This window comes from Cognatundibacterium luofuense, from assembly GCF_018139685.1.
GTDB lineage: Bacteria > Pseudomonadota > Gammaproteobacteria > Burkholderiales > Burkholderiaceae_D > Undibacterium > Undibacterium luofuense.
The window spans coordinates 1-458 of record NZ_JAGSPN010000143.1 but is presented as its reverse complement, the minus strand read 5'-3'; the positions used below and the strand labels follow the sequence as shown (position 1 = coordinate 458).

The window sequence follows — 458 nt, the reverse complement described above, 5'->3', positions numbered from 1 at the left end:
CGTATCACATCCAGTCCATTCATATCGGGCAGGCCCAGATCGACGATCAGCAAATCCGGTTTACGGGTGGCGCAGCTGATCAGGCCCTGCTTACCGGTTTCACTCTCAAACACTGTCATGCCTTCAGCCTCAAGCGCGGTGCTGAGAAAGCGCCGTATCTGTTTTTCATCCTCAATCAGGACGATATGAATTTTTGCGTCACTCATTCCAGTTCATCTTCTATCATCGGTGGCAGTGGCGGTGCGTTTCCCAGTGGCAGCGAAACGGTGAATTGCGCACCCCCATCTGGCCGGTTGGCCGCTACGATTTTTCCGCTATGCGCGAGCACGATGCTCTCACAAATCGCCAGCCCCAGCCCCACACCCGGACTGGCTGCCTCCAGTTCGCCACGGGTAAACTTCTCAAAAATATTGACGCCGGACGGCAATCCGGGGCCATCATCCAGCACACTCAGGTGC

Annotated in this window: 2 protein-coding genes; both read right to left on the bottom strand. The window is 55.9% G+C overall.

What is annotated here, in order from left to right:
• Positions 1–206 (bottom strand): response regulator (locus KDM89_RS19735; protein ID WP_212689591.1); only part of this gene is annotated, 206 nt, incomplete at its 3' end.
• A partial coding sequence (locus KDM89_RS19730) for an ATP-binding protein (RefSeq protein WP_230428002.1) occupies positions 203–458 on the bottom strand: 256 nt, incomplete at its 5' end. The genes KDM89_RS19730 and KDM89_RS19735, both read right to left, overlap by 4 nt.